Here is a 16,646-nt window from a genome sequence, read left to right on the forward strand (position 1 = left end):
CTCTGGGGACACATCATGTCCAGGAATACTTGGCGCACAGTGCTCGGTGCCGCCACATTGGTATGCCTGATGAGTTTCAGCCCTGCCAATGCCGATAATTCCGCCGCACCGAACATTAATCAAGATCCCTGCCTCAAATGCCACAAGCGCAATGGCACTATGCAGGGAGTCCATGGCAACGAACAGCTGCAGTTAAGCTGTACTAATTGCCACGGCGAAAAAGGTATCCATCCACGTAAACCTAATGACGTTATAGTGTTTTCCACCGATATGACACTGCCGCCGCTGGAGGCGAATCAACGCTGCTGGCAATGTCATGACGCTACCGCACTTGGCGAACAAGCATGGTTCCACAACATGCACGCCAACAAGCTGTTCTGCTGGTCTTGTCATAAGCTGCATCCGCAGGATGATCCCGCGCTGCAACCGCCCGCCAGTCAGCTTTGTCGTAGTTGTCACGCTGAGCAGCCACAGCTGCTGCAGGAGGTGGATCATGGATAACATCAGACGCCAATTTATTAAAGGTGGCACTGCGTTAGTGGCCGCAACATCACTGTATCTACTGCACGATGCGGGCGCACAAGAGGAGTTGCCACAAACCAAAAAACGATATGCCTTGTTGCATGACGAAACCAAATGCATTGGCTGTAATGCCTGTGCCGAAGCCTGCCGTTTGACTAATCAGGTACCGCAAGAAGTGGCAAGATTGCGGATTGAGCGCACTGGCCCCTATGGCGAATTTCCGGATCAGTATTACCGCTTTACCCGAGTGTCTTGCCAACACTGTGAGGAGGCGCCTTGTGTGAATGTTTGCCCCACTGGCGCGGCAAACATCGATAGAAGCACCGGCATAGTGTCGGTCAACAGTTGGAAGTGTGTCGGCTGCCAATATTGTATTGCGGCGTGTCCGTACCATATTCGCTTTATTAACCCGGTGACCCATGCTGCGGATAAATGTGACTTCTGCAAAGAGACCAATCTGCGCGAAGGCAAGCAACCTGCCTGCGTAATGGCGTGCCCGACCGGCGCGTTGATGTTTGGTGATTTAGAAGATCCGCACAGCAAGATAGTGGCTGCGTTAAATTCGCAACCAGTGTATCGCGCGAAAGAGGACTTGGGCACCCACCCCAAACTGTTTCGCATTCGGGCTAAAGCAGGGGAGGTTTCATTATGAGCGCCTTTCATAGCGAATATTTAGTGTGGCATTGGCCAATCGCCTTTTATCTGTTTCTCGCTGGGGTTTCCGCCGGTGCGATGTTTTTTGCGGTATTGCTGAAACATCTGTGCGTGAAGGACTCCCCCCATCTTTCAGGTTATATACGTGCCGCTTGCCTGATTGCACCGGTGACCGTGATGGCTGGCTTAGGAATTTTGGTGACCGATTTAACCAAGCCATTGGAATTTTGGAAGATTTTAGTGTTTTATAACCCCACGTCGGTGATGTCAGTGGGGGTGATGATTTTGCTGGTCTACACAGTGCTGATGTTTATGTGGATCGCGCTGGTCATGCGCCCTTATATCGATGAGTGGAGTGAAATGCACTTGCCGTGGCTACAGAAGATCACCCAATGGTTAAGCAACATAGAACCGACGCTGACCGGCATCTTAGTGATTCTGTCGCTGTCCCTCGGCGCCTATACCGGATTTCTGCTGTCGGCTTTACCGGGATACCCCATGTTGAATAATCCGGTACTGCCAATTCTGTTTTTGTTGTCCGGTTTAAGCTCTGGCGCGGCATCATCTTTGCTCGGCGGCGTATTGCTGCACGGTAATCCTGACAGTCGTGAGGTGAAGTTTATCCACAAGATCGAAATCCCACTGATTTTGGTTGAAATTGTGGTGATTTTTACCTTCTTCATGGGCTTAGTGCTCACCGGTGGGCAAAGCAAAATCGCCGCGATGAATGCGCTTGGCTTCGGCTTCTGGGGTGCCGTGTTCTGGTTTGGGATTTTAGTGATTGGTTTGTCGGTGCCGCTGGCGATGAACCTGTTTATGACCGCTACAGCTAAACGGCGCTGGGCCTATGTGGCCGCCACCGCGAGCTGTAGCTTACTTGGTGTGCTGATGCTGAGACACTTTATTCTTTACACTGGGCAGTTGACCATTGCGTAACCGCGCGTTGTCGGCTGCTAAAACGAATCGCAGCCCAGACAGACAGGTCTGCCGCTTGCCACAGGGAAGTTACTGGGCAGGATGCCACTATTTGTCAATTTATGACCCCTTGACCCGAACCTCCACGGGTTTAGCCACCGACGAGCACTCAGGTGGCTTTTTGTTTCCTGAGTGCCAACTACTATTGCGGAAAGCGGGTATTACTTGCGACTAAGTTGTCCTGCATTTGAGCTAATACACGTTTAAAGGTGGCAATATCTGCAGTAGGGATCCCCTTCCAAGCTGGCTGCCAAATCTCTTCAATTGTTTGGTCAATTGCGCCAATCATCTGTTGCGCCTTGGGGGTAACGTAAAGGCGGCGAACTCTATGGTCATTTCCCGGTTTGCGACGTTCAATCAAGCCTGCCTCCTCGAGTTGATCAACCACTCGACTGACTTTTATTGGTTGCATGGATAGTCGCTCAGCGAGGTCAAACTGGCGAATGCCTGGGCACATCTCTACTCGCTTTACAATCATTGCTTGCGCCATCGGTAACCCAGCAATTTTTTCGTTAGTTTGAAACGTGAGCGTAAGTAGCCGCAAAATATTTGCCATCTGATAACCGCTTTCTTCGGGCTCCATTTCAGCTTTGTTCCGTTATTTAGTTTGATTAGGTGACCACTAATTTATCCAATCAATGTCTTTGACGCATCGAGTTTTCGCTGATACTGAGGCGCAGATAACGAATAAATTTTTTACTAACTGCCCGTATTTTTAGAATTTGTTTATTTGCCTAACATAGCTGCAACATTTTTTAGCTTAAGCACTAATTCATGAATTTTTATGGAATGACGTACTCTAAATAGCTGATTAAATTTATTGTTAATAATTTGTTTAAAAGCTTTAATTTCAAATAAAAATATTACTGTTTTTAATTATTGAACTTTTAATTTACAGGTATGAAATAATATATCTTCATTAGATTAATATGGTGGAAATATATTATTATTTTTTACGGTTGCGTTACTTTTTGTTTGTGATCTAGATATATATTCGCCTTGTCTAAAATTTATATTTTCAGTTGCGTTTTTTTAAGTTTTTCTTGAATAGCTAATTTAGTATTACACTTATGTTATTGAAATTTATTGTTTTATAAAATTTATTCGAGATTTGTAAAATTGGCCTAACGTCACTTTTTTTGATTATTTATTAAGATGATCAAAAAGTGATTTTGATAGGTGAATTACCTGTGGCGGTTTATGTAATATTAATATTCGATTCTAATGTTTTTAATTCCATTAGAACGGAAAATCATTTAGATAAAATAAACTCTAAAAGGTGTAACGATGTCCCGGCTTATTTATATAGCATTTATCAGGGCCGGAGCATACTTTGATTAGTTGCTAACCAAAGAACACTTTTTTACGGTAATCATCGCTCCACCCAGCTTGTTTTAGTTTGTTTCGCTGGCTCGGTGAGCCGCAATCACACTGCCGCAGCATATTCATTACGAAACGTCTGAACAGTGCAATGTTTTCGACTGCACCTTCTAGTGCTATCCGCGACTCATCTTCTTTAAATACAACATCTAGCACGTAATGTTGACTGTTCTCAATCCGCCAGTGCTGACGAATGTAGTGCCCAAGCAGTTTGTGGCGTGGGGACAGCGAACTCACATAGTAACTGGTATCTATCGTTGTGTTCCGCCCCTCTGTACGATGTCGCTCTACAGCAATGATACTCCTGATGGTTGGCCACTTTTGTGCAAGCTCCTCTGGCAATTTCGCCTTGAGCTGAAACACATATCGTTCTTCCTTGCGGCCATGAGCCTCTTGTCTAACTTCGGTGACAACTTGCTCTTTTTTAGCATCAAAAACAGTCTGAAATTGAGACTGAACAGCGTTCCAAAGCTTGGGCTGGTTCTTCTTGACTTGAACCACAACATGCGCCTTTTTCTCACTGATTTTTTCCAACGTTTCACGCTGACAATGCAAGGCATCTAGGGTAATCACTGCACCATTAAGATTTAGGACATCGAGCATCTGACGAACGACACTGATTTCACCCTTCTTGTTTTCTGTTGGCTGCTGGCTAAGGACCAGTCCGTTTTCAGTATCGTAGGCAGTGACCAGTTGCAACGCAGTCTTTGAATCATTGCGGTAAGCGCCTCTGAGCACTTTGCCATCGAAGGCAATGATGGGCTTGCCAGTATGTGTCCGCTGCTCATTTACCCAATTCAACAGCGCTTCAAGCAGCGACTCCACAACCACAGTGCGCAAGATACGAGCGATGGTGTGCCGCCGAGGAATGCCATGATTAAATGGGCGAAATTTTTGTAGCCAGGGAAGTTTACTATCACCATAGGTTTCAATGTCTTGCCAGCCTTCAGCACCCGACATAATAGCGCTTAAGACAAGGAACATGACGTCCACAAGGTTATGCCTTTGGTTGATGTCAGAGCGTGTTTCTTCAACAACCGTCAAGTGTTCAAGTAAGTTCATCAGGGCTACTACTTGCGAAATGGGCAGCTATTAGATCACAGCATGGTGCCACACTCAACACTAGCTACAAAAGTACGATCCCGCCCTGTAGCATTTATGGGGATAGGGGCTGTTTTTGCCTTAATTTCCCCAGTCATCGCAACACCGTGGGACGATTTGAGTGGCGAGCAGTTAGAACAGCAACTTCAGACGAAATTTGCCGAAGGTAAATATTCGTCTAAAGGTGCTGATTCATGTTTGATGTGTCATCAAAAAGACGCAAAAGTGATGGCGCTATTCGATTCGGTTCACGGACGTTTGGATTCCTCAAAATCACCTATGGCAGGGCTGCAATGCGAAGCATGCCACGGGCCATTAGGCCAACATAACCGTGGTGGTAAAGAGCCAATGATTGACTTTGGGCCAGACAGTAAGTTGTCAGCCGCAAGTCAAAACAGCGTATGTTTGGGTTGCCATAAACAAGCTGAAACGCAGGATTGGCACAGTAGCATCCACAATCTTGAACAAGTTACCTGTGTTTCTTGCCATGAGATCCACAGCGCCAAAGACGCTGTACTCGATAAACAGCAGGTGAACCAAGTATGCAGTGAATGCCATCGCGAGCAGGAAGCTGACATGCACAAACGATCTTCTCATCCATTGCACTCCTCGCAAATGACCTGTACGGATTGTCACAATCCTCACGGTTCAAGTAATCGAGGGGCTTTGAAACAAGTCACCGTGAACGACACTTGCTACCAATGTCATGCCGACAAACGTGGTCCGTTGTTGTGGGAACACGCGCCTGTTAGCGAGGATTGCACCACTTGCCATGATCCACACGGCAGTGTGAATGAACACTTACTCACTCAAAAAGCACCGCAACTCTGTCAGCAATGCCACGTTGATGACGGGCATTCCAGCCGAGTCGTGCCAGAGCAGGGTGTCGATGCGTTTGGGGGCGGACGTAGTTGTCTTAACTGCCACAGCCAGATCCACGGGTCTAATCACCCCGCTGGCAGTAACTTCAGCCGCTGATAAGGAGCAATGACATGTCAATGAAACTAAACCTTATCACCTTGGGATTGCTGATGGCGGCAGGCCAAAGCGCTGCGGCGGATTTTGGTGTGACTCAGGCGAATCTCAGCCAAGTTAACATCAGCCAATATCAATGCCAGCGGTGCCAAGCAACCACAGGGATGAGTGGAACGCTAGCGTTGGGTATCGGTTGGAACGATAGCGACGATATCCGCACCGGCAATCGCTTTGGTAAAGATGATGCAGGTTGGGTAGGCGCGGTAGGGGGCGAACTCCAGTATCGCAATAATCAAGGGTACAGCGCCTCTGCCAGTGCTCATGACTTAGGGCTTGATAACAGCAGCGCACACTTAGAGTCAGCCAACGCTGAACTGTATAAATTTAGTGCTGATTATCAGTTGCTTACTCACTATCAGCAACGTGGTCGTTCACCAATTTGGTACAGCGATAATCTGTTGCAACCATCGGCAACTTCCATGCGCTCACCGAGTTTGTTCATCGAGCGAGAACGCATCGCGGCCGACTTGGCGATTTACTTTGGCGACATTCAAGCGTTTGCGCATTTTGCCCATCTGAACCGCATCGGTAATAAATCCGCGAGTTTGATTGCCGCAGACGGTGTGGTCAACTTTGCTCAGCCAGTGGACGACAGCACAGATACAGTGGCCGCAGGATTAAGTGCCAACGGTAGCGATTGGTATAGTCGCTTGCAGTACAACGGCAGTTTCTTCCGCAACAACTTGGAAGATTTGTCGCTGCCATATCGCGCCAACGTCTATGCCGCAACGCCAGACAACGACGCACATCAAGTGTTGTTTGATGGTCAGTATCTGTTTGGTCGCACTGTGGTGAATGGTCATGTGGCCGCCGGGCGAGTCGTTCAAGAGGCTGATCTCATTCCGATGGATGGCAATCCTTGGGTGAATTGGAACGGTGAAGTCGATACCCGTGATGCGCGCCTAAACTTCAGCAGTTTAATCAATGCGCGCTGGCGAGTTAACGGTCAGTACAGCTACAGCGACCGTGATAACCAAGGGGCTGCTGCAGAGTTTGCTCAGCTCGAATGGGATAACGTCAACGGTGCATTCCGTGCCAATATTCCGCTCGACATCCAACGAGAAACCTATGCGCTGCAAACTCAATATCGGTTTAACAGCCAATGGCATTTAAGCGGTAATTACCAGCACAAGCGTACCGAACGTAACTACCTAGAACGTGAACAAAATAGCGAAGACCAATTATGGGCGCGGTTAAACATTAAGCCGCTGAACAGTATGAAGATTGGTATCAAAGCGCTGTATGAAACACGTGATGGCTCGCGTTATGACGCTTCTCGCATTCTGTCACCGAACGAGAACCCATTACTGCGCAAATACTTTCTCGCCGATCGGCAACGTTACGGCGCTGAACTGACATTTAATCATGCACCAAGCGATTGGTTGGCTATCGATGTGACCGCAACTTATGCCAAAGATGATTATCAGCACACCGATGTTGGCTTAACAGCCTCAGAAGACTATCGCTATAGCGCCAACCTATCGATTGACCCAAGTGCCGCGTTGCATCTGTATGCAACCGCAAGTCAGCAGTGGATCAATTCTGATATGGCTGGGGCAACGACCTTCGGACAAGCGAACTCGTTCAGTCGGGTAGAAGACAGATTTATCAATCTAGGGACTGGGGCGAGTTACCGCTGGTCAAGCAGGTTAACCCTGGGGGCTGACTACCTGTTTGCTAACTCTGAAAGCAATACCGCGATAGATAGCAATGACTACGACGACTATTACGATTTTGAGCACAGTGTCGAGGCTTACGGCCAATACGCGCTGAGTGATCGTTTGGGTCTCAAGTTGAGTTATCGCTATGAGCGTTACTACGACACAGACGACGCTCAAGTAGATGTCGACGCTATCTCTGGCCTAACCACCCTAGGCAAACTCGAACACAACTATAACGCACATCTGCTGATGTTGAGCGTCAGCTATAAGCTGCCCTAAGTAAGAGGTTTTAAGAAAATGGAACGCAGAAGTTTTCTAAAAATGAGCGCCGCGTTAAGCGCCGCAGCAACCGTTTCAGGTTGCAACTCAAGTTCAAAAGATATTGAAGAAGTAGCGCCGAGCAAAGGGGCTACTGAAGAAGTGATGAATTGGTCGGCTTGTCTTTGTAACTGTGGTTCTAACTGTCCACTGAAAGTGTTTAGTAAAGACGGCAAAATTGTGCGTATTGAAACAGATGATACCGGCGACGACAGCTGGGGTAACCATCAAATTCGCGCATGTGCTCGCGGCCGTTCCAACAGAAAACGTGTTTATAACCCAGACCGCTTACTTTACCCAATGAAGCAAATGGGTGAACGCGGCGATGAGAGCACCTTTCAACGTATTACTTGGGAACAAGCAATTTCTGAAATTGGTAGTCAACTCAAAGGAATCTACGACACTTATGGCGCACGTTCCGTACTGCGTCACTATGCTTCAGGTGCATACTACGATTTGAATGGTTCAAATGCTTGGCAACGTTTGTTGAATTGTATGGGAGGGTCGTTAGGTTATTACGGTTCTTACAGTTCGGCACAAGTTGGGCGGATGATTCCGCTAATTTATGGATCGGGTGCTAGGTCGACAATTGCAGAGGTACAACATAGCGATCTGTGTTTCTTTATCGGTTATAACCCGTTAGAAATGCGTCAAAGTGGTTCTGGTGAAGGTTATGAATTTAATTACTACCGCGAAAAGAACAACATCAAGACGATTATCATCGACTGCCGTTATAGCGATTCTTTAGCCGGCAAAGACAACATGGAATATCATGCCTGTCGTCCCGGTACGGATGCCGCGATGATTTCGGGTATGGCATATCATCTGATCACCAACAATCTGATTGATGAAAACTTCTTGACCACTAAATGCTATGGTTTCCGCGCAGAAGATGCGTTACCAGAAAAAGGTTTAGAAGCACTGCCATATGAGCGCAGCTATGAAGCTTATATTTTAGGTGTGGGTGAACTAGATAACACACCAAAAACCCCTGAATGGGCGGCCGCCATCTGTGGCGTACCAGCAGATCAAATTCGTCAACTTGCAGAGCAATTAGCGGCAGCTAACGCACCTTATATCGCGCTTGGCTATGGGGTTCAGCGTCAAGCAAACGGTGAATACAACGTATGGGCGGCTTCTGCATTGGCAATGTTGGTTGGCGCGGTTGGTAAGCGCGGTACGAATACCGGTGGCTACATGCCGAATTCTAGCAATGGTGGTATCTCTTCTGGAATGTCTACAGTTGTCAAAGATGGCCCCGCGTTAGAAACCGCACAAATCTCTGTATTCACATGGCCTGATGCCATCTTAGACGGTAAAAATATGACCGTCTTTAAAGATGGGGTGATGCATCTGAGTCCTGAGGAACTCGACGCGGATGGCAACGGTCGATTAAACGTAGACATCAAAGCGATCATCAACTTTGCAGGTAACACCTTAATCAACCAGCATTCTGACTGCTTTGGTACTGCTGAAATTCTGAAGCAGAAAGATAAATGCGAACTGATAGTCGTCAGTGAAAACCATATGACACCATCAGCTAAGTTTGCAGACTATCTATTGCCTGATAGTACTTGGTTAGAATCTGAAGATATTGCAAATGGTTCATATTCTTCTGGAAGTATGGGGTTAATTACTCCAATGACAACTTCTCTTGAGCCTCTAGGCGACTGTCGAAAATCTTGGGAAGTGTGTGCTGCACTCGCTGATGTGATGGGCGTTGGTGGTCTATTCCACGGTGGCTTGTCCTATCAAGAAACCCTCGAAAAATACTATGTTGATGTGATTGCGCCTAAATCCACGGAGTTACCAGCAACACTGCAGGAGTTCCAAAACAACGGCAAGTTATTTAAGAAATTCAAAGAAAATAGTGAAAGTGAATGCGGCCTTTATGGTTATGTACAAAACGGTGGCGAATTAGCTACAGCGTCTGGTCGTATTGAGCTGTTTTCTCATGCTGTTGATTTCATGAGTAAACATTGGGAAAAACCTGACTATGTTATTGGACTGCATATCCCACCGATCCCAGCCTATATTGTGACCTGGGAAGGTTATGAAGATCCTTCGCCTGAAATTGCGGATATGAAACTGCAATTGATAGGTCACCACACAAAAGGACGCACACACTCCTCCTTCCACAGCGTCCAATGGTTGCGAGAAGCAACTCACGATGCTGTTTGGGTAAACCCAGCTGACGCTAAAGGATTTGTTGATGGCGATTACGTTATTGTTGAATCACTGCGCGGCAAAGTACGAGTGAAGGCTCACGTGACTAATCGCATTATGCCCGGCGTGTGTGATTTGGCACAGGGAGCATGGTTCAAACCTGAAAATGGTGTTGATGTCGGTGGCTGTGTAAATACGTTGACTGCTTATCGTCCCAGCCCAATTGCCAAGGCCAATCCGCAACATACCAATCGTGTACGTATTTACAAAGCTTGAGGTGTAGAAAATGTCTGATAAACAGTATGGTTTTTACTTTGATACCAAAAAGTGTAATGGCTGCAAAGCTTGTCACGTTGCCTGTAAAGACAAATTCGATGCACCTCTTGGTGTCATACCTCGGCGTGTATACGAATATAGTGGCGGTAGTTTTGTTAAAGGGACAGATAACACGGTTACATGTGATGTGTTCGCCTATTACATGTCTGTAGGTTGTAACCACTGTAGCGAACCTGTATGTACAAAAGCATGTCCGACTGGTGCAATGCACAAACGAAGTTCTGATGGCTTTGTTTTGGTAGAAGAAAGCCTTTGTATCGGTTGTGGTAGTTGCGCCAGAGCTTGTCCTTATGATGCACCTCAGTTAGACATTGAGCGAAAAGTAATGGTCAAGTGTGATGGTTGCTATGAGCGAGTCGCTGAGGGATTGCGACCATTATGCGTAGAGGGCTGTACTCAGCGCGCGCTAGATTTTGGGCTCATTGAAGACTTAAAACAGAAATATGGCTCAGAGCAAGATATTGCCCCTCTACCACCAAGCAATATCACTTCACCTAACTTAATTGTTGGAACCAGTGATGTGACCCGTCCATCTGGAAGTATGGATGGTTCGATAGTCAATCCAACTGAAGTTTAATGAGTGCAGGTGGGGTTAGTTTTGCTGACCCCACTTCAACTTATTGAGGTGAAATATGAATGAAAATATTGCCTTATCATTAAAAACAGTTGCTCAACTATTGTATCAATATCCAACGGTTGAACTGCTGTCGTTAATGAATGATGAAATGTGGCAAGAGTGGCCAACATCAACGTCTTTTGATAAAGATTGTATTTCTGCAATTGCTGCAAGTGATAGAAACTTTACGGCTATTTGTTCAGATTTTACACGGCTATTTGTCGGCCCAGGAAAGAAGATTGTTTATCCTTGGAGTTCTATTCATCTTGATCAAGAACCGCTCTTGTTTGGTGATAGTACTGAACAATGGGAACTGCTATGTAGAAAAAATAATATTGAGATACAGCAACATAATAATGAACCATCAGACCATTTTGCGTTGATGTTATGGGTAATTGCTGAACTTTCTAACAATGCTGACAAACAGCAACTTTGTTCTACAGTCATTAAAGATTTTTATACACCTTGGATTCCGTCGGTCTTAACAAAGATAGAGCAAAAAGCGCATTCGATATTTTATCGGGAGCTGGCGAAGCTTGCCGCTCACTATGTGACTTTAATTAGTGCGCAAGTTGAAAATACTAGCGCTAAAAATCAAGTCAACATTGAGTGTGAACAGCTGGTATGAGTTTTACAAAAGCTGTTTCACAGCAATGGCATAAAGCTGAAGTCGCTGAGCTAATGTGCAAGCGGCTCCAGCTTGAGCCGACGATTACCATCTTGATGTCAGGTGCCACCTCGCTACAAACTGTGTGTAATTTGGTTGCCGCTATCGCCTTTGCTGAACAGGATTGGATGGCCGATGATTGGGATGATGAGCAGCTGGTGGCAATGTTCTTTTGCGCTTTTCAGCTGTTGTTCGCCAAAGCCATTCAGCAACCCTTGGCTCAAGGGGAGGAATTGATTCTCAGTGTCGGGGGACGTTTAGCACAGTGCCTCAATAGCGATGAATTCGAAGAAGTGTCCCACCGCCTAATGTCATTGATGAAGTTATCATCAGACCGATTAATCGAATTACGCTGCCAACAACGAAGAACCCATAGAAATATGTGCTAGGTATTAGCATTGTTATCCCAGTCATTTGAATGCCTTGTTAGCTCCAGCTTTTAATCTTGCGTCATTTCTATTGTTATTAAGTTTTTCTCAGATATTAAAAACTTGTTAATTAAAATGAGAAAAACAGTCAATGTATTTATTTTTATTATTGATATTGTAATATAAAACTATATTAAACTTGGTGGCGGTAATATTTATTTGTGCTCGTTGCTAATGCACTAGAGCTGATATTTCTCACATAAATATCATGGAGAAATAATAGGCGGTTGGTCATTATTGTAGTAACAGTGTTAGTCGTGATTTTAGTGCTGTTTTCTAGTGAATTTCTCCAATTTGATGACTAAAAATCAATAAATCTTATCTGCTTACTCAATTTTATTGGTTTTCATGCTGTTTGTGTTGATTGGTGCTTTATTCGGCTGCGGAAGTTAAATATTTACAATATAGATTCCTCGCTTGAGCGGAATATTAATAAATGGTAAAAATGCGCCGGAATTTTTATCAGTGTTTGCTTAATAAAGTTACCAAACACTTTTGATGATTCTCAGTGATTAAAAATATCTGGTGTAACCATTTCATAAACTAACCAAATCGGGGTGAGTGTCGAAGATGTGTAACGTTTGGAGGGGTCCAAAGGTTGCCGACACAATAAATCTTTAATGAGTCTAAAAAAATCACTTTCAGTAGCCAGTGCTCTTTGGCTAAGCAGCGCGCTATCGGTTGTTAGCGCAGAACAATTCAATGCGGACAATTACTTAACAGGCGATCTGGGTGGCGTGCGTAGTCAACTGCACGATCAAGGCGTCGACCTGCAATTGATGTACATCTTTGAGACGGGTACCAATGTTAAAGGTGGCCAATCAGAGCACGAATATAGCTATGCAGACCAAACCATTTTTGGGGTGGATACTGATTTAGAAAAGTTGTTCGATCTTAAAGGTGCAAGTTTTCACGCACAGTTCGTAAACCGCGGTGGTCAAAGCCAAAACTTATCTGGCAAAGCGGAAACTGGCCAATTGCTGCAATCGTTGGAAGTGTATGGCCGTGGTCGTACTACCCGTATTTCGGCGTTTTATTACGAGCAAAAACTGTTTAATGATCAGTTGAATGTAAAACTGGGTCGCATGGGGGTCAGCAGTCAATTTGCGTCATTCCGTTGTGAAATGGCGTACTTGGGCGGTTGTAGCTCTCAACCTGGTAACTTCAACGGCACTATCTATAACTTCCCTATCGCACCGTGGGCTGCGGTAGTGAACTACCAATTCAATACTGAATGGTACTTGCGTGTGGGTGCATTCCAAATGAACCCAAGTTGGTTGACGCATGGTCAACGCTTGAACTTCTTGAATGCGTCTGGCACTGAAGGTGTTACTTTGCCAGTAGAATTGGGTTGGAACCCAAGCATCAACAACTTGCCAGGTGTGTATAAGTTGGGTTTCTGGCATGACAACGTAGGTGGCGATGATCTGTACTTCAACCAAGCGGGTGAAGCGTTGGCATTGAACGGCGGCGCGGCGAAGCGCAACAATAGCCGTAACGGTGCGTATTTTGTGGTTGATCAACAGCTGACCTCGGAAGATGGCTCTGCCCAAGGCTTGAGCCTGTTCTCTATGGGCACCCTGAACGACCGTGATATGACCACGGTTGACCGCTCACTGATCGTTGGCCTGAGTTACAAGGGGCTGTTCGATGGTCGTGACGACGACAACCTAGGTCTGGCTGCACATTACCTGCACGTGAGCCAACGTTTGGCTGACGGCGAACGTCTGCAACTGCAAAACGGCCAATTGGTGAACCTGCAAAACGACGAGTGGGGCGTGAGCGCATACTACACTATGCAAGTGACACCATTCTTCAAGCTGCACCCAGAAGTGCAATTCCTGGGTAACCCAGGTGGTACTTCAGCGAACTCAGATGTGTGGGTGGCGGTGATCCGTGGTGATTTAACCTTCTAAGGTTATCGATGAATAGAGAGGCAGCCGAATTCGGCTGCTTTTTTTTGTTCTGGATTGTCACAACCTATCGATGGATAGAACCTAATTTGAACGCTGATAAATTGCCCATACTCATTTGGGATGAGGCTCAGTCATACGAAGTTGCAAATTAGTGCCAGTTTCCACTTGAATCCCCCGCTCAGCTAGGGAACCATTACAAAAAATAACGATACTGGAGTTTCCATGCGCTTGTCGTCTTTGCTGGTGCTATTTCCGGCGCTGCTCAGTTCGTCGCTATTGTTGGCTGACGAAAGCACCCCATCTGCAACCTACATCAATGATGCAATTTTGCCGCCGCAGCAACCCTGGCATGGTGCCAGTGAACAGCTGATGCTGGCACCGGATGCCTTTGACGCGACCCCGTTTGAACAAAGTGCTGGAATCGCGAGTCCAGACTATAGCGCGACCTTTGATTGGTTAGACCGATTAGCTGACAGCAGCGCCATGCTGCACAAAGTCAGCCTTGGCAAAAGCCCACAAGGGCGTGATATTTGGATGTACGTTGCCAGTAGTGACGGCGCGGAAACCGCTAACGAGCTGCAGAAAAATCATAAACCGACAGTATTGGTGCAAGCTGGCATTCATGCCGGTGAAATTGATGGTAAAGATGCCGGCATGATGTTGCTGCGAGATATGTTACGCGGTGACAAACAGGAGTTACTCGACGAGGTGAATCTGCTGTTTGTGCCGATTTTCAACGTTGATGGTCATGAGCGCAGCAGCGAATTTAACCGGGTGAATCAGCGCGGGCCTAAGTTAATGGGCTGGCGTACCAACAGCCAAAACCTCAACCTCAATCGTGACTATAGCAAGGCCGATACCAGCGAAATGCAGGCGATGCTGACCGCCATCAATGCGTGGGACCCACAGCTGTATATCGATGTGCATGTCACCGACGGTATCGATTATCAATATGATGTCACTTACGGTTACAACATTGAAAACGGCTTTAGCCCAAGCATCTATCGTTGGTTTAACCAAATTTATCGGCCGCAGATTGATCAGGCGCTGGAAGCTGCGGGGCATGTGCCCGGCGGATTAGTGTTCGCCTTGGATAACACCGACCTTAACAAAGGGCTTGAATATTGGCATGCCGGGCCTCGGTTTTCTGATGGCTATGGCGATGTGCGCCATTTACCTACCGTGCTCATTGAAAACCACAGTCTAAAGCCATTTAAGCGCCGGGTGTTGGGCACCTATGTGTTGCTCGAACAGACGTTAAAAACCGTTGCTGCTGAGCATACCAAGTTGCAAGCGGCGATTGAGATTGACCGCTTCCGTTACTGGCCGTTAGTGCCACTGACGTGGGAAAACGAGCGCCAAGCAGCGACACGAGATTTTAAAGGGATTGGTTACAGCGTTGAGCAAAGTGCCATTTCCGGCGATAAGGTGGTGCGTTGGAATGGCGAGCCGACGCTTTATCCTAATCTTATCCAAGAAGGGCCCACCAAACCGGCAATCGAAGTGACTCGCCCTAGCAACTACTACATTCCACCGCAATGGCAGATGGTGATCGAACGCTTGAAAATTCAAGGGGTGCGGATGACGCCGTTGGCAAGCCCGCGAACGCTGAAACTGCAACAATATCAATTGGCTGATGCTGAGTTTACGGCAACAACCTATGAAGGGCGGCAGCGGGTGAAGGCGGCTGCAAAACTGGTGAAGCTGACCACGACCTTGCCAGTGGGCACCATGGAGATCCCGACTGATCAACCCTTGGGTGATCTCGCCATGCTGCTGCTTGAGCCAGAGTCCGCCGATTCCTTTTTACAATGGGGCTTTTTTAACAGCATTTTTAGCCGCACCGAGTATATGGAGCCGTATGCGGTAGAGCCGATGGCGCAACAGATGTTGGCAACGCAACCCGAGCTCAAAGCCGCCTTCGAGCAAGCGTTAAAAGATCCGCAGTTTGCCAAGGATAGCAATGCGCGCTTACGTTGGTTCTATGAACGCAGCCCGTACTACGATAACCAGTACGCTAAATATCCGGTTTATCGCAGTCGTTAATTGAAAAATCGTCGCATTATCGCGGCGATTTTTTTGCGCTTTTTCGGTGCATTCGCCTCGTATCCACAATTAAAAATCGACCCTTGTGTCATAACCAAGGCGACACAGTTGACTTAGCCACGCTTCGGCATTAACTAGAGATAATGACTGGTGTTACTGCCGTGAAAAGGTTTTTATCGGGCGAAATTTCGATGTGTGGTTCATCATTGCGCTAACGCTAGTTGTGATGCGAAAGGGAATGTGGCGCGTCACCCTGCTGTGAGGGTGAGGCTCTTACGGTTTGAGGAGGATTTTTATGCCGCAACAACGTCTTTTTCAGCGTGGTGAAATGAAATGCTTGGTGATGCACATTTTGCAGCAAGGCCCAGCCTACGGGCACGAATTGATAAAAGCAGTTGCCAAATTGGTGGGGGATAATTATCAACCAAGCCCCGCCGTGATTTATCCTGCATTAGCCTCATTGGAAGCCGCAGGGTTTATTTGTGGTACCGGTGAACGTGCTGATGCCGAGGGCAATAAGCAGTTTCAAGTGACGGAAGTCGGACAGCAGCATCTGTGTATGGAAGCTGACCATATTGAAGAGATTCTGCGGCGTATTCACGAACCTCAGTTTGTCGATGTGCTTGATACTGACGCCATAGAGTTGGCTATGAGCCAATTGCAGCAAGCGGTGAAAACCACCTTGGCCACGCCACCTATCACCGAAGAAACCGTGATCGCCCTGACCAATATACTTGAACAAGCGACTCGCTCAATCGAGTTAAGCCGTTAGCGCTCGGTCAGCGTTAACACAAAAAAACGCCCTGCAATGCAGGGCGTTGATGT

General features: G+C 46.7%; 14 protein-coding genes. 12 read left to right on the forward strand and 2 right to left on the reverse strand.

Going from position 1 to position 16,646, the window contains the following annotated elements:
• Positions 1–15: 15 nt before the first annotated feature.
• Genes JYB87_RS00910 through nrfD form a run of 3 tightly spaced genes read left to right on the forward strand, consistent with a single transcriptional unit; the run spans position 16 to position 2,112 of the window.
• Entirely contained in the window at positions 16–501 is a 486-nt protein-coding gene (locus tag JYB87_RS00910; RefSeq protein WP_207355054.1) for a cytochrome c3 family protein, read from the forward strand.
• The gene (locus JYB87_RS00915) at positions 494–1,174 is read left to right on the forward strand and encodes a 4Fe-4S dicluster domain-containing protein (RefSeq protein WP_207355055.1); all 681 of its coding nucleotides are present in this window, start codon (positions 494–496) and stop codon (positions 1,172–1,174) included. The genes JYB87_RS00910 and JYB87_RS00915 overlap by 8 nt, the downstream gene beginning before the upstream one ends.
• A complete protein-coding gene (gene nrfD, locus JYB87_RS00920) occupies positions 1,171–2,112 on the forward strand; it encodes a cytochrome c nitrite reductase subunit NrfD (RefSeq protein ID WP_207355056.1) in 942 nt (313 codons plus the stop codon). Before JYB87_RS00915 ends, nrfD begins: the two co-directional genes overlap by 4 nt.
• 181 nt (positions 2,113–2,293) lie before the next feature.
• Here nrfD and JYB87_RS00925 read toward each other — a convergent pair whose 3' ends face one another.
• Together JYB87_RS00925 and JYB87_RS00930 are read right to left on the reverse strand one after the other, a co-directional pair.
• Complete coding sequence (locus tag JYB87_RS00925) at positions 2,294–2,734, reverse strand: MarR family winged helix-turn-helix transcriptional regulator (protein ID WP_207355057.1); 441 nt, start codon at positions 2,732–2,734, stop codon at positions 2,294–2,296.
• A gap of 761 nt (positions 2,735–3,495) precedes the next feature.
• The gene (locus tag JYB87_RS00930; protein ID WP_207355058.1) at positions 3,496–4,593 is read right to left on the reverse strand and encodes an ISAs1 family transposase; all 1,098 of its coding nucleotides are present in this window, start codon (positions 4,591–4,593) and stop codon (positions 3,496–3,498) included.
• Positions 4,594–4,689: 96 nt separating this feature from the next.
• Between JYB87_RS00930 and JYB87_RS00935 the strand changes: the two genes are divergently transcribed.
• The 9 genes from JYB87_RS00935 to JYB87_RS00975 all read left to right on the forward strand — a co-directional run bounded on the left by JYB87_RS00935 (position 4,690) and on the right by JYB87_RS00975 (position 16,593).
• Positions 4,690–5,610, forward strand: a complete 921-nt coding sequence (locus tag JYB87_RS00935; RefSeq protein WP_207355059.1) for a DmsE family decaheme c-type cytochrome — start codon at positions 4,690–4,692, stop codon at positions 5,608–5,610.
• Positions 5,611–5,624: 14 nt separating this feature from the next.
• Positions 5,625–7,607 carry an MtrB/PioB family decaheme-associated outer membrane protein gene (locus JYB87_RS00940; RefSeq protein WP_207355060.1) on the forward strand — a complete coding sequence of 661 codons (1,983 nt, stop codon included), beginning with the start codon at positions 5,625–5,627 and terminating at the stop codon, positions 7,605–7,607.
• Positions 7,608–7,625: 18 nt separating this feature from the next.
• Positions 7,626–10,088: a DMSO/selenate family reductase complex A subunit gene (locus tag JYB87_RS00945; RefSeq protein WP_207355061.1), complete on the forward strand. Its 2,463-nt coding sequence runs from the start codon at positions 7,626–7,628 to the stop codon at positions 10,086–10,088.
• 10 nt (positions 10,089–10,098) lie between these two features.
• Positions 10,099–10,725, forward strand: coding sequence for a DMSO/selenate family reductase complex B subunit (locus JYB87_RS00950; RefSeq protein ID WP_207355062.1), 627 nt, complete (start codon positions 10,099–10,101; stop codon positions 10,723–10,725).
• A gap of 55 nt (positions 10,726–10,780) precedes the next feature.
• Positions 10,781–11,392 (forward strand): TorD/DmsD family molecular chaperone, encoded by a 612-nt coding sequence (locus JYB87_RS00955; protein ID WP_207355063.1) that lies wholly within the window; start codon positions 10,781–10,783, stop codon positions 11,390–11,392.
• Positions 11,389–11,820, forward strand: coding sequence for a hypothetical protein (locus JYB87_RS00960; RefSeq protein ID WP_207355064.1), 432 nt, complete (start codon positions 11,389–11,391; stop codon positions 11,818–11,820). Before JYB87_RS00955 ends, JYB87_RS00960 begins: the two co-directional genes overlap by 4 nt.
• 659 nt (positions 11,821–12,479) lie before the next feature.
• Positions 12,480–13,775 carry a carbohydrate porin gene (locus tag JYB87_RS00965; protein ID WP_207355065.1) on the forward strand — a complete coding sequence of 432 codons (1,296 nt, stop codon included), beginning with the start codon at positions 12,480–12,482 and terminating at the stop codon, positions 13,773–13,775.
• A 222-nt stretch (positions 13,776–13,997) separates the two neighbouring features.
• Positions 13,998–15,821 (forward strand): M14 family metallopeptidase, encoded by a 1,824-nt coding sequence (locus JYB87_RS00970; RefSeq protein ID WP_207355066.1) that lies wholly within the window; start codon positions 13,998–14,000, stop codon positions 15,819–15,821.
• A 295-nt stretch (positions 15,822–16,116) separates the two neighbouring features.
• On the forward strand, positions 16,117–16,593 hold the full coding sequence (locus JYB87_RS00975) for a PadR family transcriptional regulator (protein ID WP_207355067.1): 477 nt from the start codon (positions 16,117–16,119) through the stop codon (positions 16,591–16,593).
• The last annotated feature ends 53 nt before the right edge of the window (positions 16,594–16,646 follow it).

It is taken from the genome of Shewanella avicenniae, assembly GCF_017354945.1.
In the GTDB taxonomy this organism is placed as follows: domain Bacteria; phylum Pseudomonadota; class Gammaproteobacteria; order Enterobacterales; family Shewanellaceae; genus Shewanella; species Shewanella avicenniae.

Bases quoted from the DNA above. Each gene is read 5' to 3' on its own strand.
- JYB87_RS00970 (WP_207355066.1), top strand. From the start codon at position 13,998: ATGCGCTTGTCGTCTTTGCTGGTGCTATTTCCGGCGCTGCTCAGTTCG.
- nrfD (WP_207355056.1), top strand. From the start codon at position 1,171: ATGAGCGCCTTTCATAGCGAATATTTAGTGTGGCATTGGCCAATCGCC.
- JYB87_RS00960 (WP_207355064.1), top strand. From the start codon at position 11,389: ATGAGTTTTACAAAAGCTGTTTCACAGCAATGGCATAAAGCTGAAGTC.
- JYB87_RS00965 (WP_207355065.1), top strand. From the start codon at position 12,480: ATGAGTCTAAAAAAATCACTTTCAGTAGCCAGTGCTCTTTGGCTAAGC.
- JYB87_RS00975 (WP_207355067.1), top strand. From the start codon at position 16,117: ATGCCGCAACAACGTCTTTTTCAGCGTGGTGAAATGAAATGCTTGGTG.
- JYB87_RS00940 (WP_207355060.1), top strand. From the start codon at position 5,625: ATGTCAATGAAACTAAACCTTATCACCTTGGGATTGCTGATGGCGGCA.
- JYB87_RS00915 (WP_207355055.1), top strand. From the start codon at position 494: ATGGATAACATCAGACGCCAATTTATTAAAGGTGGCACTGCGTTAGTG.
- JYB87_RS00945 (WP_207355061.1), top strand. From the start codon at position 7,626: ATGGAACGCAGAAGTTTTCTAAAAATGAGCGCCGCGTTAAGCGCCGCA.
- JYB87_RS00910 (WP_207355054.1), top strand. From the start codon at position 16: ATGTCCAGGAATACTTGGCGCACAGTGCTCGGTGCCGCCACATTGGTA.
- JYB87_RS00950 (WP_207355062.1), top strand. From the start codon at position 10,099: ATGTCTGATAAACAGTATGGTTTTTACTTTGATACCAAAAAGTGTAAT.
- JYB87_RS00930 (WP_207355058.1), bottom strand. From the start codon at position 4,593: ATGAACTTACTTGAACACTTGACGGTTGTTGAAGAAACACGCTCTGAC.
- JYB87_RS00935 (WP_207355059.1), top strand. From the start codon at position 4,690: ATGGGGATAGGGGCTGTTTTTGCCTTAATTTCCCCAGTCATCGCAACA.
- JYB87_RS00955 (WP_207355063.1), top strand. From the start codon at position 10,781: ATGAATGAAAATATTGCCTTATCATTAAAAACAGTTGCTCAACTATTG.
- JYB87_RS00925 (WP_207355057.1), bottom strand. From the start codon at position 2,734: ATGGAGCCCGAAGAAAGCGGTTATCAGATGGCAAATATTTTGCGGCTA.